At 37.1% G+C, this 25452-nt stretch carries 26 protein-coding genes; 4 read left to right on the forward strand and 22 right to left on the reverse strand.

Annotation, left to right across the window (positions count from 1 at the left end; all coding sequences use genetic code 11):
* Positions 1 to 69: 69 nt before the first annotated feature.
* Positions 70 to 303 (reverse strand): DUF6341 family protein, encoded by a 234-nt coding sequence (locus ACMGDK_RS12395; RefSeq protein ID WP_111956350.1) that lies wholly within the window; start codon positions 301 to 303, stop codon positions 70 to 72.
* A 42-nt stretch (positions 304 to 345) separates the two neighbouring features.
* On the opposite strand from ACMGDK_RS12395, the gene ACMGDK_RS12400 reads away from it, so the two are divergent.
* A complete protein-coding gene (locus ACMGDK_RS12400; protein WP_436808238.1) occupies positions 346 to 1251 on the forward strand; it encodes a DUF6427 family protein in 906 nt (301 codons plus the stop codon).
* Between the two features lie 5 nt (positions 1252 to 1256).
* Positions 1257 to 1841 carry a DUF3109 family protein gene (locus ACMGDK_RS12405; protein ID WP_111956346.1) on the forward strand — a complete coding sequence of 195 codons (585 nt, stop codon included), beginning with the start codon at positions 1257 to 1259 and terminating at the stop codon, positions 1839 to 1841.
* Positions 1842 to 1897: 56 nt separating this feature from the next.
* Here the strand turns inward: ACMGDK_RS12405 and ACMGDK_RS12410 are convergent, their stop codons facing one another.
* The 14 genes from ACMGDK_RS12410 to ACMGDK_RS12475 all read right to left on the reverse strand — a co-directional run bounded on the left by ACMGDK_RS12410 (position 1898) and on the right by ACMGDK_RS12475 (position 18535).
* Complete coding sequence (locus ACMGDK_RS12410; protein ID WP_436808268.1) at positions 1898 to 2626, reverse strand: M16 family metallopeptidase; 729 nt, start codon at positions 2624 to 2626, stop codon at positions 1898 to 1900.
* Entirely contained in the window at positions 2622 to 4754 is a 2133-nt protein-coding gene (locus ACMGDK_RS12415; RefSeq protein WP_436808239.1) for a M16 family metallopeptidase, read from the reverse strand. The genes ACMGDK_RS12410 and ACMGDK_RS12415 overlap by 5 nt, the downstream gene beginning before the upstream one ends.
* Positions 4755 to 4906: 152 nt before the next feature.
* Positions 4907 to 5593: a hypothetical protein gene (locus ACMGDK_RS12420; RefSeq protein ID WP_436808240.1), complete on the reverse strand. Its 687-nt coding sequence runs from the start codon at positions 5591 to 5593 to the stop codon at positions 4907 to 4909.
* A 279-nt stretch (positions 5594 to 5872) separates the two neighbouring features.
* Positions 5873 to 7207: a trigger factor gene (locus ACMGDK_RS12425; protein ID WP_436808241.1), complete on the reverse strand. Its 1335-nt coding sequence runs from the start codon at positions 7205 to 7207 to the stop codon at positions 5873 to 5875.
* A gap of 142 nt (positions 7208 to 7349) precedes the next feature.
* Positions 7350 to 7913: a hypothetical protein gene (locus tag ACMGDK_RS12430; RefSeq protein ID WP_436808242.1), complete on the reverse strand. Its 564-nt coding sequence runs from the start codon at positions 7911 to 7913 to the stop codon at positions 7350 to 7352.
* A gap of 30 nt (positions 7914 to 7943) precedes the next feature.
* The gene (locus ACMGDK_RS12435; protein WP_436808243.1) at positions 7944 to 10307 is read right to left on the reverse strand and encodes a TonB-dependent receptor; all 2364 of its coding nucleotides are present in this window, start codon (positions 10305 to 10307) and stop codon (positions 7944 to 7946) included.
* Between the two features lie 458 nt (positions 10308 to 10765).
* Positions 10766 to 11122 carry a hypothetical protein gene (locus ACMGDK_RS12440; protein WP_436808244.1) on the reverse strand — a complete coding sequence of 119 codons (357 nt, stop codon included), beginning with the start codon at positions 11120 to 11122 and terminating at the stop codon, positions 10766 to 10768.
* Positions 11123 to 11363: 241 nt separating this feature from the next.
* Entirely contained in the window at positions 11364 to 13292 is a 1929-nt protein-coding gene (locus ACMGDK_RS12445; protein ID WP_436808245.1) for an ABC-F family ATP-binding cassette domain-containing protein, read from the reverse strand.
* A 166-nt stretch (positions 13293 to 13458) separates the two neighbouring features.
* Positions 13459 to 14799, reverse strand: coding sequence for a T6SS phospholipase effector Tle1-like catalytic domain-containing protein (locus ACMGDK_RS12450; RefSeq protein ID WP_436808246.1), 1341 nt, complete (start codon positions 14797 to 14799; stop codon positions 13459 to 13461).
* Between the two features lie 159 nt (positions 14800 to 14958).
* Positions 14959 to 15636: a response regulator transcription factor gene (locus tag ACMGDK_RS12455; protein WP_436808247.1), complete on the reverse strand. Its 678-nt coding sequence runs from the start codon at positions 15634 to 15636 to the stop codon at positions 14959 to 14961.
* Positions 15605 to 16333: a sensor histidine kinase gene (locus tag ACMGDK_RS12460; protein WP_436808248.1), complete on the reverse strand. Its 729-nt coding sequence runs from the start codon at positions 16331 to 16333 to the stop codon at positions 15605 to 15607. Before ACMGDK_RS12460 ends, ACMGDK_RS12455 begins: the two co-directional genes overlap by 32 nt.
* A gap of 50 nt (positions 16334 to 16383) precedes the next feature.
* Entirely contained in the window at positions 16384 to 17007 is a 624-nt protein-coding gene (locus tag ACMGDK_RS12465; protein WP_436808249.1) for a hypothetical protein, read from the reverse strand.
* Positions 17008 to 17026: 19 nt separating this feature from the next.
* Positions 17027 to 17764: a hypothetical protein gene (locus tag ACMGDK_RS12470; RefSeq protein ID WP_436808250.1), complete on the reverse strand. Its 738-nt coding sequence runs from the start codon at positions 17762 to 17764 to the stop codon at positions 17027 to 17029.
* A 150-nt stretch (positions 17765 to 17914) separates the two neighbouring features.
* A complete protein-coding gene (locus tag ACMGDK_RS12475) occupies positions 17915 to 18535 on the reverse strand; it encodes a DUF5715 family protein (protein ID WP_436808251.1) in 621 nt (206 codons plus the stop codon).
* A 215-nt stretch (positions 18536 to 18750) separates the two neighbouring features.
* On the opposite strand from ACMGDK_RS12475, the gene aqpZ reads away from it, so the two are divergent.
* Both aqpZ and ACMGDK_RS12485 read left to right on the forward strand, forming a co-directional pair.
* The gene (aqpZ, locus tag ACMGDK_RS12480) at positions 18751 to 19467 is read left to right on the forward strand and encodes an aquaporin Z (RefSeq protein WP_436808269.1); all 717 of its coding nucleotides are present in this window, start codon (positions 18751 to 18753) and stop codon (positions 19465 to 19467) included.
* Positions 19468 to 19772: 305 nt separating this feature from the next.
* On the forward strand, positions 19773 to 20555 hold the full coding sequence (locus ACMGDK_RS12485) for a T9SS type A sorting domain-containing protein (protein ID WP_436808252.1): 783 nt from the start codon (positions 19773 to 19775) through the stop codon (positions 20553 to 20555).
* 54 nt (positions 20556 to 20609) lie between these two features.
* Here ACMGDK_RS12485 and ACMGDK_RS12490 read toward each other — a convergent pair whose 3' ends face one another.
* From ACMGDK_RS12490 to ACMGDK_RS12520, 7 genes are all read right to left on the reverse strand, one after another.
* On the reverse strand, positions 20610 to 21152 hold the full coding sequence (locus tag ACMGDK_RS12490) for a hypothetical protein (protein WP_436808253.1): 543 nt from the start codon (positions 21150 to 21152) through the stop codon (positions 20610 to 20612).
* Positions 21153 to 21177: 25 nt separating this feature from the next.
* Positions 21178 to 21672: a phosphate ABC transporter permease gene (locus tag ACMGDK_RS12495; RefSeq protein ID WP_436808254.1), complete on the reverse strand. Its 495-nt coding sequence runs from the start codon at positions 21670 to 21672 to the stop codon at positions 21178 to 21180.
* Between the two features lie 30 nt (positions 21673 to 21702).
* Positions 21703 to 22686 (reverse strand): LuxE/PaaK family acyltransferase, encoded by a 984-nt coding sequence (locus ACMGDK_RS12500; RefSeq protein ID WP_436808255.1) that lies wholly within the window; start codon positions 22684 to 22686, stop codon positions 21703 to 21705.
* 158 nt (positions 22687 to 22844) lie between these two features.
* Complete coding sequence (locus tag ACMGDK_RS12505; RefSeq protein WP_436808256.1) at positions 22845 to 23657, reverse strand: UDP-2,3-diacylglucosamine diphosphatase; 813 nt, start codon at positions 23655 to 23657, stop codon at positions 22845 to 22847.
* A gap of 28 nt (positions 23658 to 23685) precedes the next feature.
* Positions 23686 to 24132 (reverse strand): 6-pyruvoyl trahydropterin synthase family protein, encoded by a 447-nt coding sequence (locus tag ACMGDK_RS12510; protein WP_306843169.1) that lies wholly within the window; start codon positions 24130 to 24132, stop codon positions 23686 to 23688.
* Between the two features lie 226 nt (positions 24133 to 24358).
* Positions 24359 to 24742 (reverse strand): hypothetical protein, encoded by a 384-nt coding sequence (locus ACMGDK_RS12515; protein WP_436808257.1) that lies wholly within the window; start codon positions 24740 to 24742, stop codon positions 24359 to 24361.
* Positions 24743 to 24745: 3 nt separating this feature from the next.
* Positions 24746 to 25360, reverse strand: a complete 615-nt coding sequence (locus tag ACMGDK_RS12520; protein ID WP_436808258.1) for a hypothetical protein — start codon at positions 25358 to 25360, stop codon at positions 24746 to 24748.
* Between the last annotated feature and the right edge of the window lie 92 nt (positions 25361 to 25452).

Genomic DNA, 25452 nt, shown 5'->3' on the forward strand with positions numbered 1-25452 from the left:
ATTTTAATCATTAATAAAAAAACCGATCAGACCAAAGTCCGATCGGTTTTTTACTATATAACCAATTAATTAACCTTCTTTTTTATAGATCTTAGGATCGTAATAAGGGTTCTTACCCTCAGTAGGAGAATAATAGTCTTTATCTTTATCACCACCTAGTTTTACAACCAGTACATAACACCAGTAAGTAAACAATACGCAGCAAACGATAAATAAAATCCAGTTTAGAACATTTCCAAATGCATCAAAAAAACCAAAGGCCCATTTGAAAACTTTACTTAAGAATAACCAGAAAGACGTCATTATTTTCCTTTTTTAAATTAACTTTGTACAAATTTATAAAAAATGTTTAAATTACTTTCAAAAGAAAGCAATATTTTTTCAATTCCTGTTTATATTGGTTTTCTTCTTTTAGTAGTCATAATATTTAACATCCTGAATTTCAACACCTACGAAGCAATTATAGCGGGAATAACTTTTCTGGGAATTGCTTTGGGATATTTTTGTTTTCACAGTATTGCTCTTAATTATCAGACGCATCTACCATTATTTTTATATACATTTTTTATTTTTGGACTTTATCCGGGAAATCTGGATATCGGAATTGCCGTTTCACTGCTCACCAATTCTTTTCTACTGCTGCTTTTAACCAGCGCAGATGAAGACATCAGGAAGAAATCTTATGTTCTGGTAGGAGCCATCGTTGCGCTGAATTTTATTTTCCTGCCTACCACATGGCCTATGGCACTTTTCGTGATCGCTCACGTGATCGCAACATCTCAAAAAATAAGCCTGAATCTTTTCAGGTTTCTTTTAGGAACCATATTGATTGCTTTCAGTTATTTTTCGATCATGTTCTTTTTCCGGTTTACTACATGGAATATTGATTATTTTCCTTTTGGAAAAATGAGACTAATGACAGATTATATTGATCTGATACCTTTAATCCCTATTCTCCTGATGCTTATTTATGCTGTATATGACCACTTTAAAAACTATAATAAGAAAAGCCCGATAAGCAGATATAAGTATACGTTTTTGCTTGTATTCTCACTGGCCCAGCTGGTGACTATTATTTTGTACATGAATAAAAACTATGAATATTTACTGCTTCTGGCATTTCCATCGAGCATTATCCTGAGCAGGATGATGAGATTTTTACCCAAATACTGGATGCAGGAGGTGAGCTTATGGCTTATCATTATAAGTTTGATTGCTTTTAAAGCAGGTACGTATTTTAATTTATTTTAAAGATTATGATTCAGATAGACGATAAATTGATTTCAGAGGATATTTTTTCCGAAGAATTTGTTTGCAACCTTACGAAATGTAAAGGTGCATGCTGTGTGGAAGGAGATGTAGGTGCTCCGCTAGATAAGGATGAACTTGAGATTTTAGACAGTATTCTTGATAAAATAAAGCCTTATCTTACACAGGAAGGCATCAAAGCCCTTGAAGAACAGGGAACGTGGACTACAGATCCGGAGGATGGAATGTATGTTACACCCATGGTGGAAGACCGCGAATGTGCTTATGTTACTTTCGATGAAAGGGGAATCACGAAATGTGGTATTGAAAAAGCGTATGAAGACGGTGCCGTAGACTGGCAAAAACCGATCTCCTGCCATCTCTACCCGATCCGCGTCACGGAATATTCTACTTTTACTGCCCTGAACTACCACGAATGGAATGTATGCAGCGATGCCTGCACGCTTGGAAAGGAACTGCAGGTTCCTGTTTACAAGTTTCTGAAAACTCCACTGACCAGAAAATATGGTGAAGAGTTTTACAATGTTTTAAGTGAAGCTGCCGATGAATGGAAAAAAGCATATGGCTCTTAAAATAAAAAACCGCAGACTGATCTGCGGTTTTTCTTTATCAATTATTTTAAAATAAACTACTGTTTAACTACTGTTGCTCCAACTACCGCTGGTTTTGTCTCTTCTTTTTTAGCATTTTCCCATCCGTCTTCCGGCATCAGCGTTGCTGTAATTTTTCCTTTTGCCAGGTATTTCTTAGCAACATCCTGAAGGTCTTTCACGGTAAGTGCTTTTACTTTTTCCTGATAATTAAGGATGTCATATTTATCACTTCCATCCAACTGATTTTTAGCAAGAGCGTTCAGCCAGAACATATTGTCCTTAAGCTCTGTTTTGTTGTCGTTATACTCTCCTTCTTTATATTTATCAAGGTCTTTCTGCTCAGGACCTTTATCAATAAGTTTCTGAAGTTCGGTAACAGCACTTTTCGTAAGCTTTTCTGCATTTTCAGGTCCACAAGGGAAACTGATGCTGAAATTGTAAGCACTGTAAGGGATTTTATTCATGCTTCCTCTCGCTCCGCCACCGTAAATTCCGCTTTCATCTTCTCTAAGTTTTTCAATAACCTTGATGGTAGCTACTTCTCCAAGTGCTGCAAGAGCTAAAGCTTCTTTCTCGTTGTAAGGAGTTTCTCCACTGTAAGAGATCGTCACCAGACTCTTCGGATCTTTCCCTTTTTTGTACACTTTCGAATGATCCCCGGTTAACTGTCTGTAGCCTGTATCTTTGAATGTTGAAGTTTTTCCTGATGAAGGAAGACTACCGATATACTGAAGTACTTGTTCTTTAAATGTAGCTTCGTCAATATTTTACGAAATAGAACTGGAAGTTTCCGGCATTGGCAAATTTTTCTTTATAGATATCGTATGCTTTTTTATAATCTGTATTAGCCCAGTCTTTTTCCATAGGAAATAGTCCGACGAATCTTGGGTTCTTCTGATTCATGAATTTCGCATGTTCGTTAGAAAAATAAGCCTGAGGGTTTGACAACAGATTGTCCAGCATGGCAGACTGCTTTTCTTTGTAAGCATTGAATGCGGCAGGGTTGTAATTTAATCCTGTAAAATAAGCATACGTAAGCTCCATAGCGGTTCCTAAATCTTTCTGGGAAGTTCTTCCTGATATTCCCTCATAATAAGGTCCAACCATTGGATTTACACTTACCTGCTTTCCTGCAAGGTAGTTGGTAAGATCCGCTTTTGACAATCCCCCTACTCCCGCTTCAGATAATGCTGCGAAGGCAAACTGAGTTTTGATAAAATCAGCATCAGAGATTAAGGAATTTCCTCCTAAACTTCTTGCTGAAAACACAATTTCGTCATCTTTGAAATCGGTTTTTTTAAAGGTTACTTTTGCCCCATTGCTCAATGTCCAGGTTGTTGTTCCCAGTTTGGCATCCGTTTCTGTTTTAGCGATTTTTCCTTCCGATTTAAAAGGTTTCACTAAGTTTTTAATAGCTGCTTTTTCCTCGTAAGGCTTAAGGTCCGCCATCTTTACAGATTCAAATGTATTCAGAACCATTGCTTCTGTAGGCATTGTAACGTTATCTTTCTTAGGTCCTGTAATTACGATCACCCTGCTGTCATCCTTCACCATTTTCTTGATCACTTCATTGGTTTGGGCCAAAGTAACTTTAGGAAGGAAAGATTTTGTATCTTCATATTCCCAGGCGATTCCCGGCATCGGCTCCTGCTCCAGGAAATTTCTTACATACTCATCTACAAGCATATCACTTTCCGTCTTGTCGCGGTTGTTGTAAGAACGTTCAAGATTGGACAGCATCTGTGCTTTTGCCCTGTCAAGTTCAGTCTGTGTAAATCCGAATCTCTTCGCTCTTTCCACTTCTTCTAAAAGAACTTTCAGGGCGTTTAACTGGTTTCCTTCTTTTACCATGGCAAATCCCTGGAAGGCTTCTTTGCTTCTTGCATAGGTTCCTCCATGATAAACTGACCCGAAGGTAAAAGGCGGATTATTTGAATTGATCAGTTCTTTTAATCTATTGTTCAGCATTGCGGTGGAAAGCCCCTCTACAATACTTTGGTTGTACTGCTCAACCGTTACATCCGGCTGATAAGCCTCTGCATCTTTCATAATAAACTGAACCATTGAGTTTGTAGCATCAGGATCAGTTTCTATAGCTACCAATGTTTCTTTATGGTTAGGCAAATCAAATACTTTTCTCTCCCTTGGTTTTGAAGGGTTTTTATATTTGCCGAAGTTGTCTTTGATTTTTTTTTCAACTTCGTCCACATTAATATCTCCTACGACTACGATCGCCATCAGATCCGGTCTGTACCAGTCCTGATGGAATTTTCGAATCACATCCGGCTTGAAATTTTCCAATACGTCTTTTTTACCGATCGGGAGTCTGTCTGCGTATTGAGATTTATATAATAATTTAGGAAGATACTTATCAGCCATTCTTTTGTCGGCGCCAAGACCAAGTCTTAACTCTTCCAGAACAACGCCTCTTTCTTTATTGATCTGCGCGTCGGAAAGGGTTGCATTAAAAGCCCAGTCTTCCATTACTTTAAGCCCTGCATCCAAATTTCCAGGCTTATCTAATGGAACGGGAAGCATGTATACGGTTTCATCAAAGCTTGTATAGGCATTAAGATGCTGCCCGAATTTCACCCCAATAGACTGTAGAAAATCTACCAGCTTATTGTCCGGGAAATTCTTAGTCCCGTTGAAGTTCATGTGCTCCATAAAATGCGCTAAACCTCTCTGGTTTTCATCTTCAAGAATAGATCCGGCATTGATAGCCAGACGGAAATCTACTTTCTTTTCAGGTAATGCATTTTTTTTAATGTAGTACTTCATTCCGTTGGGAAGGGTACCGATTCTCACGGAAGAATCCACAGGAATATTCTGCCCGAAAACATTTGTTGACATCAGGAAGATGACCGCAAATGAGGATAAAACTTTCTTCATATTATTAATTTTTATTTTCGAACTAAAAGTATCAATTATTCACCACCTGAAGAAGTCTCAAAATTCATATTAAAGTTAAAATTGAGTTAAAATTATTCAGGGTAAAAAAAGCCGGAAAATATCCGGCTTTTAATACTGTAAAATATCAGTTTTTATTTGAAATCTGCATCAGATGTAACAGTATTCAAAACTACCTTAGTCGTCTTTATCGTTACTTTCTGTCCTTTTCCGTCAATATCTACCTCAGAAGGGAACTTTAAGCCTTCTGCAGTGAGATAGTTTTTCACGGTAACATTTCCTTCTCCCATAGAAGATCTGTATAAAAGTCCGGTAGCGGCATCAAAGTAAAATTTTCCTTTCTCTGAAGATAATACGTTATAATCTTTATTGTCCAGTTTTTCTACTGTTGCTGTCTGAAAATTGGCAGGGTTAAAAGCTAACGCCTCAATAGTTGTTCCTTTTCTCAGTTCGGCAATATTATCAGCAGGGAAATCAGTTTTCTGTCCGGCTCTTTCTATATATCCTTTTTCACCGTCAAAAACCTGGCTTACCGTTTGTCCCATTGCGGTCTGTACAGATTTAAATTTATTACCCATCTTCGTAGTGCTCATGGTGATATCCATTCCCTGAACATTCAGTGTATTATCAATAACCGTAGATTTCACTGCTTCTAATTTGCTTTTACCTCCCAAAGCTTTAAAGTAATTATCAATAACTTCTTTTGGGGTCAGCTTAGATTTTACAACTTCCGTCTTTGCGGGAGCTGCACTGGTCTGCTGAGCTGCTGCCGGCACTGAAAAGAGTACGGCACAGAAAAACGGAATGATGATCTTTTTCATATCTATAATAAGTTTAGGGTGTAAATATATGAATATTGGCCACAAGAAAATAAACAAGGGATATTTATGGGGAATACGGGATAATTACTGCCCGGATATATTAAGGTTTTTTAAGAATATCCGAAAGTAAATGGTAAGATTTCCTTTATGATATGGACTTACAGTAGTGATTTCGGGTAATAAAAATGAGGAATATATTAAAAGAAATATAAATTTTAGCCCGTAGATAAAAAAACCTCCGATTTCTCGGAGGTTCTGAAATATTTATATCGGAATAAATTACTTTTTAAGCTCTTCTAAAAACTCGTCGTGAGAGATTTTAGTTTCTTTTTTAGATGCTTTTTCAAGAATAACATCCTTCAGTTTAGCCATAGCCACTTCAGAAGAAATCTGTCTTACCTGCTCCTGGTCCTTCAACATTTCAACAGCATATTTCTGGATTTCCTCATCACCTAAGTGGTGGATTCCGTAGATCGCCAACTGATTTCTTACCAACTGCTCAGCCTGTGCCAATACATCAGCGTAGTCTAACTGGATTTCGTTATCTGTCATTAATTTACCTTCAATGATCTGGTATCTTAACTGGCTTTTCTCTGCCTCAAGAATTCCTTTAGCCTGCTCTTCAGACTGGATATTCTGGTTAGAGAATAATAACCATTTTACTAGGAAATCTTCAGGAAGTTTCACTTCTTCTTTTTCAGTAACCTGCTCCAATACTTTATTCACATAGTGAACGTCAGCATTCTGCTGGAAGTACTCATCCAACTCAGATTTTACTTTTTCTTTAAGTTCTTCTTCAGATTTGATTGTTCCTTCTCCGTAAACTTTATCGAATAGCTCTTGGTTAAGTTCAGCAAGTTTCAATGAATAGAAATCTTTTACTTTAACTTCTACTTCAGCATGGTGTAAATGCTCAACTTCTTCTTTACTGAAACCTAATTCTTTAGCCAATTCTTCATCACCTGCAAGAGTTTCTTTAGATACTTTTACAGAACCGTCCATTTTTAAAGCTTTTACCAATTTGAAAGCTTCTTTGTTTTCAGCAGTAATGGTAACGTTCTTTGGGTGATGGTGGTGTTCTCCTTCAGCATCTTCTTCTACAACCTGAGAAATTTCTAAAGCTACGTAAGAATCCTTAGTGATTTTATCCTGAGGAATCTGCTCTGCAAAACGCTTCTGCATGTTCTCAATGCTCTTCGTAATTTCTTTGTCAGAAGCTTCTACTTTATAATGAGGAGCTTCATATTTAGCTAAATCTATAGTGAATTCAGGCTCATATCCTACTTCGAAAGCAACTTCAATTTTTTCAGCATTGTAATCTAATTGGTTTACTGGCTGAGGAACAGGCTGCCCAACTAATCTTAACTTGTTTTCGTTAACATAGTTATTCAATGCGTCAGAAACCTGTTTGTTGATTTCTTCGAATGCAATACCTGCTTCATATTGTTTTTTAACCATACTCAAAGGCACTTTCCCTTTTCTGAAACCAGGAACTTGCGCATTTTTAGCATAATTAATCAACTGCTTGTCTACTTTTTCTTTGTAGTCAGATTTTTCCAATGTCACTGTAAGTAATGCACTTACGTCATCATGGTTTTGTGCGGTAACCTTCATTATTGATTAAAATTTTAGGTTGCAAAAATATGAAATTTTTATGAGAATTACCTACTTATAATCAATTCTTAGCATTCAAATGTTTATAAATAAAAAACCGCTGAAAATCTCAGCGGTTTTATCATTTGATATGAAGAATTTATTATTGAACACCTATGAGTGCATCTACATCACTTTCGCCTCCTGTGGTGGTTCCCTGTTGGTTATCTGCAGAAGGTGAATTCTGGTTTACAGCACTTGGTGCATGGATCAGTTTAATGTTGGCTGTAGCATTGGAAGGTGCATTGGTAACCGTCCAAACTGTTTTAAGGCCTAATTTATTTCCGTCTGTTCTTACAATATCATCAGCTGCTCTTTTTACATTTACATCAACACCTGCAAATTTGTAAGTAATGAAATGTTCATCTTTCTCTTCGATGATCTCATCATTGGCACTGTGAAAATGATCACCATGAGCAGTCTGGAAGTCCAGGCTTACATTGTAGGTTTTTCCGTTCTGCAAAATTATTTTTTTATCTGCCACTCCTCCGATATAGTTAATAATTTGTGGAGTTCCTCCTGCATTATCTTCGACAGTCACCTGAAGTTTTGAAATCTCTTCGTGCTCATGGATATCTTCCGGAATATCAGTGTTGTCATCATTTCTACAAGAGAATAATAAAACTGCAGCTAATAATAAGAGTGTTATGTTTAATATTTTTTTCATTTTAATTTAAATTTTAAGCATTAATAATAATTAGAAATTGTATTTAAGAGTAACCACGAAATTTCTTCCGGCTTCAGGCATATAATATCTCAATCTGTTCAGATATTCCCTGTACTCTTTATTAAATATATTGTTGATCCTGAAATTCAGATTCAGGTTCCTGAAAAGGTCTGCTCCCACAGACGCATGAAATATGGAGAACGCAGCCGGAGTAGAGCTGTAATCAATAACTCTTGTAAGCAGCTCGCCATCCTGGATAAACTGTACGCTCTGATCTCTGATCGGGAAGCGGTTCTGTTTGAAAACATTTTCGTTTTCCAGTCTTATATAGAAATTGGAAGGCTTATTCAGGTTCAGCTCAATAGAATTTCTAAGATTCGCTGGCATCATCAGAATAAGCGGTTCATTCTTCGTCAGGTCCTCACCCTTTAGCGCACTGAAACTGGTCGTCCATTTCAGATTGTCAAGAATTTTAAGCTGAGCGTCTGCATCAATTCCATAAATCCTTGCCTTTACCTGCTGGTATTCCCAGATGGCAAAACTTCCTCTGTTGGTCGACTGGAAGCCTACCGGCATCTGGTTGATAAAACTGTCCGAGAACATAATGTACGGATTGGCTTCCACCTGAAGACCTTTCAAAACATCAAAACGTCCGGTAAGAGAAAGATTGGCATTATAGATCTCTTCTTTTTTGATTCTTAAATCTCCTTTTTCAATGATCGCCGCAGAATGGTGAAGCCCGTCAGCAAATAATTCCGCCGGGTTCGGTGTTCTGCTCATCCTCGAAAAATTAAACTTAATATCGAAATCCCTGGAAGGCTGATAATTCAACCCGATATTGGCAGAGAAATTATGGTAATCAAAGATAGGACGGGCCAATATCCTGCTATCATTTTTCTGAACATAAAACTGTGGAAAAACTGAAGCATATTTTTCTTCCCATTCCGATCCGTCATAATATTTATAAGAATCATATCTGCTGAAATCATATCTCACACCGGCTTCAGCATTCAGTTTTGGGCTGAAACGGTATTTAAATACGGAAAAAGCTCCTGCATCATATCTGTAGTAATCAGGAATCAATCTTCTTGCTTTAGTAGCAGGATTGGGATAATTATCCTGATATCCTGCAGAAATCCCGCTTTCCAGACTCCAGCCTGCACGCTCTATGAGATGCGTAAGGCTTGCTGTATGCGTGATCAGTCTCAAATCCATTGAAGGAACATCATTCAGCTCTCCCCTTCTGATATCATATTCTTTACGTCTGTTTAACTGAAAGCTGTACTGGAAGGTAAGTTTTCCAAAATCAGCAAAACGTTTGTAAGCAGAAAGCTTTACAATATGATGTTCTACATCCTGTTTGGGATTGGTAATATCATAGCTGAAATCGTCCAGGAAATACGGCTGTCCGAAATTGATCGCCATATAAGCATCATAATTATTGCCCAGATGCGCCCCTTTATAGATTCCGAACTCCTGATTAATCCCGCTGTAGGAAACATCAAATCCCTGCATAAAACCATGATTACCAAAAGAAAAGTTAAAAGAATTCACTTCTGCTCCGGTATTCTGAAGGGTATGGTGGGGAATATAAAGATCACCTGTTTTTTTATAGCTTCCTCCAGCTTTTACAAACCATTCGCTTTCCCATGATTTAAGGACATTCGCTGCAATTTCACCTCCTCTTCCGTTAGAAATCCCTGAAAGCTTCAGGTTTCCCATAATGGTATCTTTTTTCGGAGGTATAGCCGGCTCCAGCAGGACTACACCCGCTACTCCATCGTTTCCATATTTTAATGCCGATGCTCCTTTAATAACATCGATATGTTCAAAATCATTCACATCTACATTCGGGGCATGTTCCGCACCCCATTCCTGTTCTGCCATCTTCACGCCGTTATTCATAATAGAAATACGGCTTCCGTACATCCCGTGGATTACAGGTTTTGTAATATTATTTCCTGTCTTTAGTACTGCGACTCCTGAGATCATAGAAAGGAGGTTCCCCAGATTTTCTGTGGAATTTCTTTCTATTTCGGTTTTGTCCAGTGTTTTCAGTACTACAGAACCTTTATTTCTGTGGCTTCCGTGCAGGGTAACGGTTTCAATATCACCGACATGATGCTCTAAAGTAATAGCAATGTGCAAATCCTGATTAACTCCTATATTTTCAGTATAATCATTACAATCAGGATGCTTCGCAATGAGTGTATATTTTCCCGCAGGAATTTTATTCAACGTAAACTTACCTGCATGATCTGTTTTGGCAGTAAATCCCCCGATCTTCACCACTGCATTTTCTAACGCCGTTTTATCATGAAAATCCTGAACAGTTCCTTCTACAGTATACGTTTTTTGTGCATTTATCAATGTCAGTCCACATAGAACCAACATGAGACTATATATCAATTTCATTGTCAATAGATTGATTGTGTACCGTTGCAGGTACATTTTTTCGTAAAATTTTATTGAAAGGGCTGATTTTAAATTATAAAAGTAAAATGTAGTAATGGCTGATATGGTAAGTGATGAGATTTCGGATTTCAGACATAAGAATAGAGATATGAAGTCTTTTGAAGTAAATTTCAGCTACTCATAACAAGTAACTAATTCCACTCTCATATACTCTCAAGCCCAAATTTCACATTCCGAATCTGTCATGAAGGTTTTTCCGCTTAGGATTTCAGAGACTTCTCTTCCCTCTTCCATCTCTGATCTTAAACATCAATCCCAAAAACAGAATTCCGTATTGCGAATTCGGTAAAACCCGAAACCGGCATCTATCAGCCATTAGTTTTAACCCAAAGTATTGAACTTTAAATCTAATTAAAGTCAATAAAAAAATCTATGATTTATGCAACTGCGGGAGGTCCCCGGAGCTGAAAAGTGAATTTGGTCTGAGACCATATTTTTTCCTGAACAGCAATAACCTGTTTTACTTCGTGAGTAAAATGCTCGAAGGAAAAGCTGAATTCTTCAGGAACCAATGTATGCCCGTTAGCTAAGAAATGACATGCCAGACAGTCGCCCGGCTTTTCTTTAGCTGAAGTTTTAGACATCGTATTTTCTGTCTTTTTAAGATTGAAATTCTTAAAGTAATCGACAGTATCGTGATGGTGAAAGCTTTGGGAAAACAGCGCAATGAAGTATATCCCAAACAAAAGTTTGGAGATAAAGTTCTTCAGATTTCTGCTTTCCTTAAAAATCATCTTGTAAAATTATAAAAATAATTTAAGTTTTGAATTAAGTTTTAGTAAAACTATTCAATACGTCGGTGAAAGTGTGTTTTTGTTACAAACTTATGCCTGGGCGAATGCGTTTGTTTTTTTTACTAAAATCCTTCGACTCCGATCAGGACGACACTGTTAAAAAAATACCGTTCGTTTAGATTAGTATTAGCAATGTCATCGTGAGCAAAATCGAAGGATTTGTAATATTTTAATTCAAAAATTAAACCAGCTGAGAACCCAAATGCTCCCATTCCTGTAGAGCAACTTCCAGTTCTTCTTTAGTTTTATTGTATCTTTCTAAGGTTTCTTCAGAAGGGTTTTCTTTTGTGAATGAAGCTTCCATTTTTTCAATTTCAGTTTCAAGCTCAGAAATTTTCTCTTCTACTTTCTTTAATTTATTCTGGATATTTTTTTGTTCTTTACTTACAATGGTTGAGGATTTTTCTTCCACCTTCACTTCTTTCGGAGCTGGTTTTACCTCAACTTTCACATCATCGCTGTGAAGTTTTGCTTTTTCAGCAGATATTTCCCTAAGCGTCTCTTTTTGTCTGTATTCAAGGTATTCACCAACACTTCCAAGGAATTCTTTCATTCTTCCGTCACGGAATTCATAAATTTTATCACAAAGCCCGTCCAGGAATTCCCTGTCGTGAGAAATTACGATCAGCGTCCCTTCAAAATTCTGTAAAGCCAGTTTAATGATCTCTTTAGACTGAATATCCAGGTGGTTGGTAGGCTCATCCATAATCAACGTATTGAATGGACGAAGCAACAATTTACAAAGAGCCAGACGGTTTCTTTCTCCTCCGGAAAGTACCTTTGTTTTCTTGGTTACCGCTTCTCCCTGGAAAAGGAAAGATCCTAAAAGATCTCTTACCCTAGGTCTGGTTTCTTCCGTTGCTGCATCTTCAGCTTCTTCCAGAACTGTTTTATTCGGAGTCAGTACTTCTTCCTGGTTTTGGGCAAAGTATCCGATGTTTACATTGTGGCCCAAGTTCCATGTCCCTGTATAATCTTTAATATCTCCGGCAAGAATTTTAGCCAAGGTTGTTTTTCCCTGTCCGTTCTGTCCTAAAAGAGCAATTCTGTCTCCTCTCTGAACAATAAAATCTACATCATCAAAAATCTGTTTTTTTCCGTAAGCTTTCCCTAAGTGATTGGCCTCAAAAATAACTTTTCCGGGAACCATAGACTGTACGAAACGGATATTGAATTTTGAAACGTCTTCGTTATCCACTTCAATACGTTCAATTTTATCTAATTTCTTAATAAGCGACTGCGCGAAAGATGCTTTGGTAGCACTGGCACGGAACTTATTGATGTTGTCTTCCATCTGCTTAATCTCCGCATCCTGATTCTTCTTAGCCTGAATCAGTTTTTCACGGCGCTCTTCACGCATAACCAGATATTTGGAATAATTGGCTTTATAGTCGTCAACTTTTCTGTTGTTGATATCAAAAGTCCTGTTGCAGACAGCGGTCATAAACTGCTTATCGTGACTTACCAGAACAATGGCTCCGGGATAATCTTTCAGGAAGTTTTCCAGCCAGATGATGGATTCCATATCGAGGTGGTTGGTAGGCTCATCGAGCAGCATGATATCATTCTTCTGAAGAAGCAGTTTGGCCAGCTCAATTCTCATTCTCCATCCTCCTGAAAATTCATCTGTAATCTTATGGAAATCGTCCGCTTTAAAACCTAAACCGAATAATATTTTCTCCATGTCACCTTCCAGGTTGTAAGCATCATGGTTCATCAGAAGGTCATTCAGCTCTGTCATTTTGTTGATCAGGTCTGTGTACGCATCACTTTCGTAATCAGTTCTTGTTGCCAGTTGGTGATTAACCTGTTCCAGCTCATCTTTCCATGCATTAATCTGTTCAAAAGCCTGCATGGTCTCATTCCAAACGGTTCTTCCTTTTACAAAATCAAGATCCTGCTTTAAGAAGCCGATGGTAACATTTCCTTCAGGAACAACGCTTCCTTCATAGAAATTAATTTCTCCGGAAAGCATTTTCAGTAAAGTGGATTTTCCTGCTCCGTTTTTTCCAACGAGCCCCACTTTATCATCCTTTTTAATGGTGAAATTTGTATTTTGAAACAGATAGTTTCCTGAATGATGTAATCCTAAACCTTGAACCGAAAGCATTTTATTAAATAAAAATTAAGTGATGAATAATGAATTTTCGGGTGCAAAAGTACGGAAAAAGAAATGAATAGCCCAGAAATAAAAAGTGTCTGCCTTGGAATACAGCAAAAAGGGATGCCCTGACGGACACCCCTTCGCAACCTAAATTTAAAACTGAAAAGTACATTTAATTCTGTTCTGCAGCAAAGGGCCTTATCTCTATTGTGCGGCTCCAGATATCATTATTGGGAACATTCGTCCCATACATAAAGTCTGCTATAAAGCTATCTTCGGGAAGATGCAGCTCGGTAAGAAACTTGGTGTGAATTTCTTGGTCTACAGACGTACTGCTGGGTACATTCAAGCCAATGTTGATCAGCTCTGCTTCTATTTCACCGGCTGATTTTTGCAATACATCATCATGATATAATCCGAAGTTGGCTGAAATATGGGTATATGCTGCAAATTCTGCATAATTATAGTGAGGTTTCATAGCGGGTGAAAAGTTTTTAACATATGCAGCAAGATCTGTATAAAAGTCTTCGAGAAAAGGATCATCCACAATCTCAAGGCCTGAATGGGTAAGATCTGTCCTGAAAATTCCGGACACTGCATTATTGGTTTCTTCCAGCATTATCCTGCCATACACAAACGGAAGTGTGTTGAAAACTAACTCTCTGGAAACATAAGCCTGAGAGAGAACAACCCCTTTTTCGATCTGAAAGCCTGACAACAGTGAATTCCAGATCTTATTTCCTTCGGCATCGGTTTTTGTATTTCTCACCTTTGAAACATACGTTTGCAAATCGCTGACATTCATAAAATCTGTAGAAATATAAACTGATTGAGGTGCCCGCAGATAGCCACCACCCACATCGGCATGTGCTCCGGGAACGAAAATTTCTTTCCAAACGGAACCAGCCGTTTCAGTTTTGGTGTCCTGCATATTTTTTGAATTCTCAAAAAAACCGGTAAGCGGGAAAAAGAACCTGCATTCATTAACCGCACATAAATGAAGGGCATTTTCCACTTCCTGAGGCAGGCTCATATCGTAAGTATTAAATGGCTTGGACTCCACGGTATCAAAAACACCCAAAAACTTTATGGTAACATTTGCTGTGGGATAATCTACAACCACCCGGTTGCAGAATTCTCTTGCCAGCATGCTTCCCCTGCTGAATCCGTAGACGTAAAAATGATAGTCAACATTTCTGTCACTGACTAAACCCTGAACAAATGCATTCGCTTTCTGCAGCTTATCATCGGAAGAATATCCCTGTGCATCCGGAGGATTAGCGCAGGTGCCCATCGCAAAATTGCTGTCTTCGCCGCCAGTAAGTGTTCCTATTCCTTCAACATATATTTTATTGTTTCCGCTGAACAAATTGAAGAGTTTATAAACATTGGTCGGGGCTCCTTTATAGCTTTCATTATTTGCTGAAGGCATATCGGGTGAGCCTGCATTGATCCCGTTATTTCCGGTTCCGTCAAAAAAAATTCCGACAGGTAATACTGTATTATTTTCCATCGCTGTGTTTTGCATTAATTGTTGAAAGTTTTCCAGTACAGCGTCTTGGATCTGGTTCTGCTTTGAAATCTGTAAAACTTATTTTGTAAATTAACGGAAGAAGGAAAAACAATACTAGCGTGAAAAATACCAAATAAAAAATTCCGTATTTCTACGGAATTACATTTTATCAAGAGAATATATGTTGTTCACAACAGCATAAATAACAATGCCTACTGTATTCTTGGCTCCGATTTTTTCCAAAATCCGCTGGCGGTGGCTTTCTACCGTTCTGGGACTGATGAAGAGCTTTTCTCCGATCTCATTATTGGTATATTCCTGGCAAATCAGCTTTACGACATCTTTTTCGCGTTCGGAAAGCTCGTCTTCCATTTCAAAAAGAGATTTCTTTTTTGTGGAGCTGTTCATATAGGTAAACAGCATCTGGTGGTCTTCTGCTGTAAAGAAAACTCCATTTTTGTAAACCATGGTAATGGCCTCGATAAATGTTTTCCGGTCTGAATTTTTAGGAAGAAAAGCTGAAACTCCCAATTTCACCATATAGCCCAAAATTGAAGTTTTGTAATGGGAAGAGAGTATAATAATTCTGAGGTCGGGATATTTTTCTTTAAGAATTTCTACGAGTTCAAAGCCGTTCATAGGCTGCATCTGTACATCTACAAGAGCTATGTGGGGAAACTCATCTTCGGAAAGGCTTCCCAGTTTTTCAATAAAATCCGGACCATTATTGGAGGTAAGGCATACGGATATATTTTTTTCATTCGAAAGCAGCATTTTCACCCCTTCCAGGATCAGCTGTTCGTCATCAATTAAGGCTATTTTGATTTGGGAGTTCATGGTTGTTTGGAATTAAAATGATTAGACGGCTTCCTTTATTAGGGGTACTTTTCCATTTATGGACGGCATTCATAGATTTTATTCTGGATTCTATGTTTTTGATACCCATTCCTTTTTTTACAAGGTCATAATCAAATCCCTGTCCGTTGTCAGAAATAACGACGGCCATATGCACGGGATAATCTTTGATGTAGATCCATAAGTCTGTAGCCATAGAATGTTTGATCACATTGGTGGTAAATTCCTGTATGATCCGGTACAGCTGTACTTCTATAAAGATATCTTTTTTCTCGTATCCGGGCATTACCCGCATAGAAATATTGATCTTATGGGAAAGGTTGGCAATCATTTCTTCTACATAGAGAACAAACCCTACCGATTCTAGGTTGACTGGATACAGGGAATGGGAAATACTCCGGGCTGCATCAATGAGAGACGACATCTGGCTGTAGATCTTTTTCTTGATGATTTCGTCTCCTTTTGTATCAAGATTGTTGAGCCAAAGGGAAAGGATGTTGAGCCTGTTTCCAATATCATCATGAATCATAACGGCTATTCTTTTTCTTTCCTCTTCCTGTGCTTTGATATTTTCAAGCACAAGTTTTTTCTGATGGAGAACCTCAGCTTCGTGTTGAGCATTCTTTTCTTTGATAATCCGGCTGATAAAAGATCTGTAGGCTAAGAGAATAAAGGACACTATAACTGTTATGGTAACAATTATAAGGATCAGCAGGCTAATATTTAAGGTTACTTCTTTAATTTGATGAAGGTATATAAAAATGAACAGTATAAAATGCTTGACAGGATATTATTCACACTGAGAATAATTAAGTACTCATTTTCTGAAAGATTCGCAATCTGATGCTGGATAATAAAAATAAATACCGAAACTGAATAGTAGAAAAAAATACAGGCATCCACAAGAAGAAAGCGGTTCTCTGCAGAGACGCCTCGTATCTCCCTGATCAGAGTAAATCCTGAAAGGCAGATAATGATGATGTTTGATATTACTTTTACGATATCGCTGTTGAAGGGGTAATTATATACATATTTCGATACCATAAATCCAACTGCAAGAAATGCTGTAATGCCCAGACAATATTTTGGAAGCTCCAGTTTTCTGATAAACAAAGCGGTGACCAAGAAAAATTCGCCGGCGATATACAATGGATACAGGAAAGAAGTATCATTAAAACTGAAAAGATAAGGCAAAGCCAAATTTAACAATTCAATAAAAAAAAGAAAAGCAATACAGTGAAAATATTGCTTTTCTTTGGTATTCAGTATACGGTATTTTGCTGCTCCCAAAAATATAATGGACAGAAGCAGGCCATAGTTTAGGAATAAAATTGCTTTAAAAAAATCTGTCATTCCTATTTATACTCTGTATTTAAGATCCAATTTCAGGAATACGGCAGACAGGCGGACATGGTTTCGCCCAATCATAGGTATTTGAAATAGTTACCACATTGGTTCCTTCCTGCAACAGTTCGTGGAAGGAAATAAAAATCAGTGTTACCAGCATTCTCTGGTAAATATCATTATGTCTAAGCCCGAAAGAGCATTTAATACCTAAAACCTCAGGATGAGGATGAGTCAGGTCTTGCATAGGAATATAGAATCTTCTGAAAACTCTTTCTCCCCCGAACTCATTGCATTCACGGAAAAACCATTCCATTCCTTCATCTCTCCAGCGTTCAATAGCATCTACAGCAATATCCTGATCCAAAACCGGCTGTTCGGTTACCGGAACTGAGGTATTGGTATTGCCGTCTATTTTGGTAAGGTTACTGGAAAGAACTGCATTTTTAGTAACTGTAAACTCTTTTGTTTCCTGCAGTCTGAGATCAAATTTAAGTGGGCCCAGCGTAGTGTACTGGTATTCAGTAACACTTTTATCCACATGCCCCTGGGCATCCAAAGGAAGGAAAATCAGAACCATACTGCCGTTGTACACACCTACTTCAGCGCACACATCCACATATTTGTTATGTTCTTTGATTTTTCCGATCTGTTCTGAAGAAAGCTCGAAAATGTAATTGGTTGGTATTAAATTTACAATTCTGGGATAATCTGACACACACTTGGCCCATTCGGCGGTTGCCAGCTTGTAATCGTTCTCATTCATAAGTTCATAGTTATTTAGTTGTATAAAATTATACAAACTAAACATCCTGCACAAATAATCGTATCATAAATTTATTATTAGTAAATTAAATTTAATGTTAATCGGTTAAAATTTTCAGATTACAAAGCAGTTTGAGATTAGCTTACGACGCTAATAATTCCTCACCGTGACGTGATAACAGCTCTGCTGTCTTTCCCTGATGTAATAAATACGGCCGGCATTGGCATAATACTTTAAAACTTTTTCCAGCGCAGCCTCCATTTTTGGATTATATTTCAATACATCATTGAACCTGATATAAGAAATATCAAATGAATTGCCGTAATTATGTGAACTGATCCCTAAGGATGCATTAGAATTCACTCTTCTCAGCCTGCACTGATCTTCAAGTGTTCTTGTAATGGAAGAAACGGTAAAAGTATGACCTTTTGTTTCTTTACTGAACCTGGCTCCCATCTTTTCAAGGGTGGCTTTGGCTTTAGAAACCATATAAGGCCTGCTGTAATCAAGTTTCTGAACCCGATACCCTTTTCCGCTTTTTTTTATTTTATGAAATTTTCCGCTGCCTATATATTTTTGTACTGTTTTGGAATCCTTCAACAATTTTACATTAAAACTTTTCGAGGCATCCAGATGGGTTTTGTACAGAGCGGTAGGCTCTACTTTAAGCACCGATGTCAAATCATAGCAGGGAAGTGCTTTTTTTGATGCCTGCGAGTAATAAAAGCTATACATAAAGGGCACAAAGGCTACACAAAAAAACTTTCTCATTAACCACACTTTTAAATTACGAAACGAAAGATAAACATTTATGATATACTATTCAACTTGATGATAATCATTATAAAAAAATTCCCAACAAACATTAAACCAAATTACTAAATATGTAATTTTATATTAAGAAATCCTAAAAGATTTTTAAGTTTTATCTTTTTATTTTAAAATTTAAATTTTACATTTGAGATACATTTAATAATAAACATATGATAAAAAAACTTTTTGCTGAATTTTTCGGCACATTCTGGCTTGTTTTCGGTGGCTGCGGAAGTGCAGTTTTTGCTGCCGGAGTTCCCGACATCGGTATTGGACTTTTAGGGGTTTCTTTAGCCTTTGGTCTTACTGTTCTTACGATGGCTTATGCCGTCGGACACATTTCTGGCGGACATTTCAATCCGGCAGTATCTTTCGGACTTTTAGCCGGAGGCAGATTTCCTGCCAAAGATCTTATCCCTTACATTGTAGCGCAGTGTCTTGGAGCATTGGTAGCAGCAGGATGTCTTTACGTTATCCTTACTGGTTCAGGGGCTGTAGATTTTTCCCAGCCAGGAGCTTTTGCCACTAATTTCTACGGAGAAGCAGTCTACAATGGTAAAGCATTCAGCATGGGAGCAGCATTCCTCGCTGAGTTTTTATTAACAGCTTTCTTCCTTATTGTTATTTTGGGAGCAACAGACAAGTGGGCTAACGGAAAATTTGCGGGTATTGCTATTGGTTTGACTCTTACGCTGATCCACCTTATCTCTATTCCTATTACCAACACTTCAGTAAACCCGGCAAGATCGCTTTCACAGGCTGTTTTTACGGGTGGACTTGCAATGTCTCAGCTTTGGCTGTTTTGGGCAGCACCTATTTTAGGAGGGGTTGTAGGAGGATTGATCTACAAGTTTCTGCTTCAGAGAGATACTGTTGAAGTTACTGATTAATACTAATCTTCATATTTATATAAAATCCTGTCATCTGACAGGATTTTTTTGTTTTGAAATATTTAAGATATGCTGTAATGCTTTACATACAGTTAGGTATTTCGGAATGGAAGTCATGCCTTCGCAGGCTATTTTATTATTTATTTGTTTTGCGAGATGAATACTATTTACATTTATGAAAAGAACAGAAACAGTTATTGGATAATCTTCCACATTTGCTAGTTACCTTTTTGGCAGGTAAATAATAAGCTTCAACTTTAGTTAAGATTAATCAGAATAAAATAATAACTTAAAATTTAACTAAAATGAAAAAACTTCTCTTTTTACTATTCTTTGTATCGATTTGCCAAAACCAATTGGATGCACAAAAAAATACAGCTCCCGCACCTACCTATAACATTACTGTTACCAGAAATGATATTTTTGCCGAAAATGCCCCCGGCCATGCTCATACGGATGTTAAATTTGACATTAAAATAGGATCCAATGAACGGGTCGCTACACCTTTTCCTCCAGATATCAGTACATTCAGAACTTATAACTTTCCTGTAACTTTCACACTTCCCGGAGGAACTCCCCCAATCAGATACGGCAAAGTGGGCTTTAGCAATCCCTCTACATTATATAGCGGATATTACCCACTTCCAACTGCAATTGGAGACCACACTACAATTCCTTCAGATCCTACCATGATCTATTATCCGGGGCAGTTTGGATATGGAGTTGATATTACCTGCACAGGACCCAATCAATATCTCATAGGTGTTACCAGGTTTGAATGTTATATATGCGTTCCCGGTGGTGGCACGGTATCAAAACAGACAACCTCACAGCCTAAAACAGCTATAGTATCAAATCCTGATATGGGAATAAGCGAACTTTATTATACGGCTGTAGCCAGAGAAACGGTTTCGATAAGTGTAGTTGACCTTAACGGTAAAACAGTGAGAGCATATACCACGGATATAAGAGCTGGGCAAAATAAACTGCCGATTGATCTCCAGAATCATCCGGGAGGCACTTATCTTGTTAAATGGAAATCCAGCACCGGCGCAAACGGAACTTTAAAAATGGTGAAAAACAAATAACCGTGTTTAATATTTCTATATTCAACTCCTGTAGAAATGCAGGAGTTTTTCGTATTATTTTTTCCTGATATCAAAAGGATTCCTGAAGATAAGTTCTTCCTGCCTTCCTTTGATTTCCATTTTACGCTGCAGTAAATTCAACGCCATTTTCCGGATAAAAAGATCTTTGTCAGTCAATTTCCAGTAAGGATCTTCATGAACTCTTTTGGGCTTGCGTATGAGGTAAAATTCAGTTTCCCAGGTATCTGCATTGTGGTAAAACTCAATAATTCCGCAATGTTCTGGGATTAGATTATGCTCTATCAGGCCCATCGGAAGCAGAAAGCTGAAGGCATTACAGATATAGTCGCCACAAGAGATCTTATCATGTTTCAGGAATTTCTCGCCGGTATCTTTATTGAGATATGATTTTTTAAAATCGTTTTTAAAATCACTTTTTGAGAGCTTAATTTCAATTTCGTGGCTAAACCCTTCAGAATCTATGAACAGCATATCCGCTTCCCAGTCGGCCTGGAAATAATTTGTCAGCACGATTTCTTTTTCGAAATCACAGTGAGAATGGATATATGCATGAACAAGCTCTTCTATTTTCAGCATTACAATTAAAGTTTTTGATTAAGTTTTACTTTTTTTGGAGCTCTACTATCCCATAGTGTAGCCATATTCCAAAGACACCCGTTTGGGTAAAGTACTTTTCATCTTTTCCAAATGTAACAGAAGTCCCGGGCTGTGTCTGGCAAATAAAAAAATGTCCTCCATCAATGCAGTTCATTTTCCCTGCTGTATGCAAATCTGTCCAGCCGAATTCTTTATAGCCATTACGATTGTTTTCTACGTCAAACAGGAATTGCTTAAGCGTAGCTTTATCCTTACCTCCATCTTTTTTCGAGATCATAGACCATCGGACTAAGTCGGATTTTTCTTTAGCAGGGACTTCATTTGGATCAGCATCTTTAATTCTCGCAATCACTAAAGTATCCGTAACTCTGGAAGCTCTATTATTGAGTTCATTTACCAGATAAGTTCCGGACCATATGTCCTTTTCCGTCTTTTTTTGCGCTGATAACAGGCTGGATAAAGCTATCAGCATTAAAAAGAAACTTTTTTTCCAGTCCATTAGTAAGAAGTTATTTGTTTCATTCTGATCTTACGAAACCAGCAAGCTGCATCCACGGATATCGGAATGATCTATTCTTCCAAGCACCTGGAATTTATCTTCCGGAAGGGTTTTCCCCAAATCCTGTGTTGCTATAAAACAACATGAATGGATATTGGCAAGATCTATAATATTTATCGCTCCCGTTCTTCCCTCTTTCTCGTAGGAAAAAGGATCTTCTGCATTCCGGACCAAAACCCTCATCCAGTTGGGACACTTATATTCATTGTTCCCAAGAGAATAGGCTTGCGAAAGCAGTTCTGTCATTGAATACTCTGAATAAATCTTTTCAGTTTTAAAGCCACTCTGCAGAATTTTCAACAGTTCGTCTTTGGTCATTTCTTCTTTTCGTCCTTTCATACCTCCTGTTTCAATAATCGTTAGATTTTGAGATCCAGAAACTGAAAGATCCAGAGATTCTACGGAATCCAGGAAGTCTAACAACGCAAAAGATACTCCGAAAAGAATGACTTTTTTATCTTTCAAAGTGTTTAAAAGCTGAAACAGCTCGGAATGGTTGTAAAGAAAATATCCGTTTTCAGGTTTGGCGGATTTTTTCATGAGATAATCCACCATATAAATCAGAGAAGAGTTCTGCTTCTCCAGATAGCTTGGAAGCAGGCCGAGAAAAATAAAATCTTCCGGCTTTCCTATAAACTGTTCAAAGCTTTTATAGATGCTTTCTTCATAGACTGCAGGATCTGCAATAAAATGTTTTGAAAGATTGATCTGTGTAGTTCCTGAGCTCTGAAAAAACAGACCAGCATCTGCATTTTTGTCTAAGATCTGATGGTTTTTAAACATTTCTATCGGCAGAAAAGGAATTCTTTCCAGGCTGTGAACATCATCTGGGTTTATTTTCAGAAAATCCACGAACTTTCTATATATCCCAACATTTTCATACTGGTAATGAAATGCTGCCAATGATGCATCCAGGAAATGCTGTTCTGTCTGTATGCTGAATATATTTTTCAATTTTTAAGGATTTTTTAAGACTATTACTATCTCATAATGAGAAAGTTATATAAAAATCTTATGTTTTTTAAATATTTTTAATTGGAGACTTATACTTTGGTAAACTTCTTGCAATTATTAATGCGGAATATGGATTAAAAACAAGAGTGGACCTTGGTTCATTCGGAAATTACCTCTCTCTCAGGGGTAATTTTTTTTGTTCCGTCCGCAAAGGTTTTGAGTTCAAATTCTTTTTCAAAGACTCCGTAGGTAAAGTAGGAAATCCAGTCGCCCAAATTAACATATTTTGCTTTAGGCTCAAGATCCAGCACCATCGGAAGGTGACGGTGACCATAAATAAAATAGTCAATTTTCTCAGTCTTCAGCTTTTCTTTTGAATAGATAACAAGGAACTCTTTATCTTCTCCTAAAAATGCTTTATCCTCTTCTCCGGAGATCATTTTATTCTTCTGTGAAAGATACAGCGCCACTTTCATGGCAATATCGGGATGAAGCCATTTAAAAAACCACTGTGCCACAGGGTTTGTGAATAGTTTTTTCATTCTTTTGTAGCCTTTATCACCAGGCCCGAGACCATCTCCATGAGCCAGCAGAAACTGTTTTCCACCCATTTCAAAATACTGCTTTTTGTAAAAAACGGTACATCCTATTTCTTCTTCAAGATAGTCTTTCATCCACAGATCGTGGTTTCCTACAAAGAAATAGATATGAATTCCCCGGTCTTTCAGTTCGGCAATTTTTCCGAGAACACGCACATATCCCTTAGGAATAACATGTTTCCACTCGTGCCAGAAATCAAAAAGATCACCCATTAGAAATAAAACCTGGGCATCTTCCTTAATCTCATCCATCCAGCGGATAAATTTCTCTTCACGCACTTTGCTTTCCTTCGGTGTAGGAGCACCAAAATGCTGATCTGAAGCGAAATATACTTTTTTTCCAGGTTCTAAATTAATAATCGTTTTTAACACCGGTCTGAATTTTTATTGGTCAATACTGTTACTTATTGTCTTCTGCAAACCATTCTCCGTAGGAGTTTTCTGTTTCGTGAAGTTTAAGATAGGCCAGAGAAACCTCAGCCGGAAGCCTGGATTTTATTTTGGCTGCAATGGCATACAGCATATTCTCACAGGTAGGCTGAAAGCTGCAGTAGATCACTTTGTGACCTTTATTTTCAAGGTCTTCGCCCAGTTCTTTATGGGGAGACAATGCATTAACAAGAACTGCATGATCCCAGACATCCACAATTTCAGATTTTACGATACTTTTAATATCTCCAAAATCCACCACCATCCCGTTTTTGGGATTTTCCAAATCATTAACCGGTCTTCCTTTTACCGTTACAAAGAGCTTATAGGAATGTCCATGCATATTTTTACATTTCCCATCATAGTTATACAGCACATGGGCTGTCTCGAATGTGAAAATTTTTGTAATACGTATCATGGTGCAAAGATATGACAAAACATAATGATAAGTTGCGTACGGAGAAAACAGAATTTAATGGAAAGTATAAATTAATGCAGTTTACTATCTTTGATATGATATGAATAATTTTTTAACCATTTCAAAAATTTCTTTTAGTCACTAAATAAGTAAGAGCAGTATAAGCTGCTCTTACTGTTTAAACTTTTATGTTTTATCTTGTTTGATAATAAGCAAATAGTATTTCTTAATGTATTTTTTTTAATATAAATAAATTAATGAATATTAGACACCATGAAAAAATAATTGTTAAAATAATTATTAAGCCATTGACTGTTTTTTCTTTCTTTTTTTCACTAACCCATTTATTTCTTAATTCTAAATATTTATTCTTATATTTTCTTTTGTTGTAAATTAGAATTCCAATCATTATAAATAGAAAAACAATCCATCCATATTTAAGTTTCTCATTTTGAAAAAAAAGCTCTTTTATAAATAATAAAACATTAATTATAATCCACGTCTGAACTGCTGATACACTTATCAATGCAGTCGCAGCATCTGCTCCATCTCTTTTGTAATAGAATTTTGCAACCCTATAATAATGGTAATCAAAAAAATCTTTAATCATAAATTAATTATTAAAATGGCTAAAAATATTATAATCTGTTCCTAGCCTACTATTATCTATACCTGAAGCAATCCTGTCTGTAATAGTAGTTCCAGTAATTGCTCCAACAGTCAAATCTGTAATACCATATACTATTCCTATGGGACCTGCATATATTAAACCAATACCTAAAGCAACTTTAGCTACAGTTCCCCAACCCACTTTATTGTCTGAAACATCTTCTATTATACTTAGACCTACACCTAGATAACCTAAATACTTTCCAGCTTTTCCAAACGTTTTTAAATTTTTTGATAAATTTCTTAAAGTACTTATTGAGCCTCCTTTTGCCCCAAATCTTAAAAAAGCTTCATATTTATTTAGATGAAGACCCGTATAACCTATTAAAGCAGACCCAGATAAAAAATTGCTCTTGTCTGAATATTTAATGCCTTCAATAAAGTCTCCAAAAAAGCTTGGTTCATAAGTATTTTGCATTGATACGAATGATTCATTGCCCATTACGCTTATTCTATGTCCAACACCCCAATTACCTTCACTGTATATTTCGTTACCTAACCTATAAGTGGTTTGACTAGCATTTCCAGCCCACCAGATAAGATCGCCATTACTATTCATACTGGAAAATATTCCCTGTATGTCTTCAAAAGAAAATGGACTTTCTCTTAGGGAGTATTTGTTAGTTTAAAGTTATAATAAAAGTTGATTTC

The sequence above is a fragment of the Chryseobacterium hilariae genome (genome assembly GCF_051400735.1).
Classification (GTDB): domain Bacteria; phylum Bacteroidota; class Bacteroidia; order Flavobacteriales; family Weeksellaceae; genus Chryseobacterium.

Coding starts and splice junctions, on each gene's coding strand:
- ACMGDK_RS12470 (WP_436808250.1), bottom strand. CDS start 17,764: ATGAATGAGAACGATTACAAGCTGGCAACCGCCGAATGGGCCAAGTGT.
- ACMGDK_RS12440 (WP_436808244.1), bottom strand. CDS start 11,122: ATGATTTTTAAGGAAAGCAGAAATCTGAAGAACTTTATCTCCAAACTT.
- ACMGDK_RS12515 (WP_436808257.1), bottom strand. CDS start 24,742: ATGATTAAAGATTTTTTTGATTACCATTATTATAGGGTTGCAAAATTC.
- ACMGDK_RS12495 (WP_436808254.1), bottom strand. CDS start 21,672: ATGGACTGGAAAAAAAGTTTCTTTTTAATGCTGATAGCTTTATCCAGC.
- ACMGDK_RS12455 (WP_436808247.1), bottom strand. CDS start 15,636: ATGAACTCCCAAATCAAAATAGCCTTAATTGATGACGAACAGCTGATC.
- ACMGDK_RS12430 (WP_436808242.1), bottom strand. CDS start 7,913: ATGAAAAAAATATTAAACATAACACTCTTATTATTAGCTGCAGTTTTA.
- ACMGDK_RS12395 (WP_111956350.1), bottom strand. CDS start 303: ATGACGTCTTTCTGGTTATTCTTAAGTAAAGTTTTCAAATGGGCCTTT.
- ACMGDK_RS12485 (WP_436808252.1), top strand. CDS start 19,773: ATGAAAAAACTTCTCTTTTTACTATTCTTTGTATCGATTTGCCAAAAC.
- ACMGDK_RS12405 (WP_111956346.1), top strand. CDS start 1,257: ATGATTCAGATAGACGATAAATTGATTTCAGAGGATATTTTTTCCGAA.
- ACMGDK_RS12445 (WP_436808245.1), bottom strand. CDS start 13,292: ATGCTTTCGGTTCAAGGTTTAGGATTACATCATTCAGGAAACTATCTG.
- ACMGDK_RS12420 (WP_436808240.1), bottom strand. CDS start 5,593: ATGAAAAAGATCATCATTCCGTTTTTCTGTGCCGTACTCTTTTCAGTG.
- ACMGDK_RS12465 (WP_436808249.1), bottom strand. CDS start 17,007: ATGACAGATTTTTTTAAAGCAATTTTATTCCTAAACTATGGCCTGCTT.
- ACMGDK_RS12475 (WP_436808251.1), bottom strand. CDS start 18,535: ATGAGAAAGTTTTTTTGTGTAGCCTTTGTGCCCTTTATGTATAGCTTT.
- ACMGDK_RS12400 (WP_436808238.1), top strand. CDS start 346: ATGTTTAAATTACTTTCAAAAGAAAGCAATATTTTTTCAATTCCTGTT.
- ACMGDK_RS12490 (WP_436808253.1), bottom strand. CDS start 21,152: ATGCTGAAAATAGAAGAGCTTGTTCATGCATATATCCATTCTCACTGT.
- ACMGDK_RS12415 (WP_436808239.1), bottom strand. CDS start 4,754: ATGAAGAAAGTTTTATCCTCATTTGCGGTCATCTTCCTGATGTCAACA.
- ACMGDK_RS12520 (WP_436808258.1), bottom strand. CDS start 25,360: ATGAATAGTAATGGCGATCTTATCTGGTGGGCTGGAAATGCTAGTCAA.
- ACMGDK_RS12435 (WP_436808243.1), bottom strand. CDS start 10,307: ATGTTGGTTCTATGTGGACTGACATTGATAAATGCACAAAAAACGTAT.
- ACMGDK_RS12450 (WP_436808246.1), bottom strand. CDS start 14,799: ATGGAAAATAATACAGTATTACCTGTCGGAATTTTTTTTGACGGAACC.
- ACMGDK_RS12425 (WP_436808241.1), bottom strand. CDS start 7,207: ATGAAGGTTACCGCACAAAACCATGATGACGTAAGTGCATTACTTACA.
- ACMGDK_RS12510 (WP_306843169.1), bottom strand. CDS start 24,132: ATGATACGTATTACAAAAATTTTCACATTCGAGACAGCCCATGTGCTG.